This window comes from Streptomyces sp. NPDC054975 (assembly GCF_053609105.1).
Genome location: NZ_JBSGWV010000113.1, coordinates 1 through 1,715, shown reverse-complemented (window position 1 = coordinate 1,715; position 1,715 = coordinate 1). Strand labels below are relative to the sequence as shown.

2 protein-coding genes are annotated in these 1,715 nt (G+C 35.6%); both read left to right on the top strand.

The features are described 5' to 3' along the window. Nucleotides 1-153: 153 nt before the first annotated feature. A protein-coding gene (locus ACWF79_RS34795; RefSeq protein WP_085961362.1) for an IS3 family transposase occupies nucleotides 154-1,304 on the top strand; the annotation gives its coding sequence in 2 pieces (ribosomal slippage) (nucleotides 154-394 and nucleotides 394-1,304; 1,152 coding nt in all). A 160-nt stretch (nucleotides 1,305-1,464) separates the two neighbouring features. Beyond that, on the top strand, nucleotides 1,465-1,715 hold a 251-nt coding region (locus tag ACWF79_RS34790; RefSeq protein WP_453732176.1), incomplete at its 3' end, for a hypothetical protein.

Sequence of the window (1,715 nt, the reverse complement as noted above, 5' to 3'; positions counted from 1 at the left end):
TTATAACTTAACGAATCCTAAACTAACAACAAAAATCCAGAGCTTTATCAACCTGAATTACCTTTGTCCTAAAGGAGTATACTGATGCTAGTATAGTTCCATGGACACAACTTAGTTAAGTGTTAAAATGTTACTAAGAAAGGTTGTGTCCATATGGGAAACAAAAATACAGGCAAAAAATATAACGAAGATTTTAAAAAGATGATCGTTGATCTTTATAACTCTGGTAGCTCAGCTAAAGATTTAAGCAGTGAATATGGCGTTTCTGAAGTAACTATTTATGCATGGGTAAAGAAATTTTCTCCAATACAAACGGAGGATGGCTCAACTGTGACAGCTGATGAAATTGCCAATATGAAAAAGCAAATGCTCCGTCTTCAGGAGGAAAATGAAATCTTAAAAAAGGCTATGGCCATATTTGCGAAAAAATAGAAACAGACGAGCTCATCGATGTAATTGTAGATCTTCAAGACCAACATGCTACACAAACTCTGTGTAGTGTACTTGGTATACCTAAAAGCACTTTTTATCAATCGTTTAAAAAAACGGAATCTAATCGTGAATCTGAAAACAAGCAACTAACAAAAAGAATCAAAGAGATCCATGAAGAAAGCAAAATGCGTTATGGTGCCCCAAAAATTCACAAGATCCTGCAAAAAGGTGGATTTAAAGTGAGTTTAAAACGTGTTCAACGACTGATGAAGGCTGCTGGTCTCTTTTCCATTGTGAGGAAGAAGTTTCGTCCTCAGTCAAGTAAAGTGAAAGTAATTGATCGTGATAACCTATTAAATCAAGACTTTACTACTACTACAATTAATGAGAAATGGGTCGCTGACATTACTTATATCAATACGTTAAGAGACGGTTGGTGTTATCTAGCTTCCGTTATGGACTTGCATTCTAAAAAAATCGTTGGTTATTCGTTTGGACGAACAATGGTGACAGATTTGGTAATCAAGGCTTTAAATAACGCTCTCGATACTCAACATCCAAGTGAAGGATTAATCCTTCATTCAGATTTAGGTTCCCAGTATACCAGTGAAGACTTTCAAAAGCTTTGTGAAACAAAAAAGATTAAACAATCCTTCAGTAAAAAAGGCTGCCCATATGATAATGCCTGTATTGAATCATTTCATGCCATTTTAAAGAAGGAAGAAGTTCATCATGTTACATATTTAGACTATAAAACTGCGAGTCTAGCAATGTTTCAGTTTATTGAAGGCTGGTATAACCGAAAAAGAATTCACAGTAGTTTAGGTTATAACACTCCACAAGATATTGAAGATCAAGTGAAGATAGCATAAGCTTGTGCACTTACATGGCTTGGAAGTGATGCCCACAGAGGCACCGTGTCAAACACTGGCATAAAACAAACATTTTTCATCTATATAATTTTAATAACACAAGAACTTAACTTTTTTGTGTCCAAAATATTGACTCAAATCCATAAAAAGGGGAACTAAAATGTTTAAAAAATTGGGGACTTTACTATTAATCACTTCACTGATATTGCTCGCAGCATGCAAGAATAGTGAAGAGTCTTCTTCGTCTTCTGAAGACACAAACAATGCAACTGATACCAACACATCAGAAAGTCAAGACATCTCTTCTAATGGACCTGAAAAAGTTGGGGATGTATATGAAATTGAGAGCGGTACAGCCAAAGTAATGGCCATCAGCAATAAAGAAGCCACTGCGAAAACTGGCCCGATGCA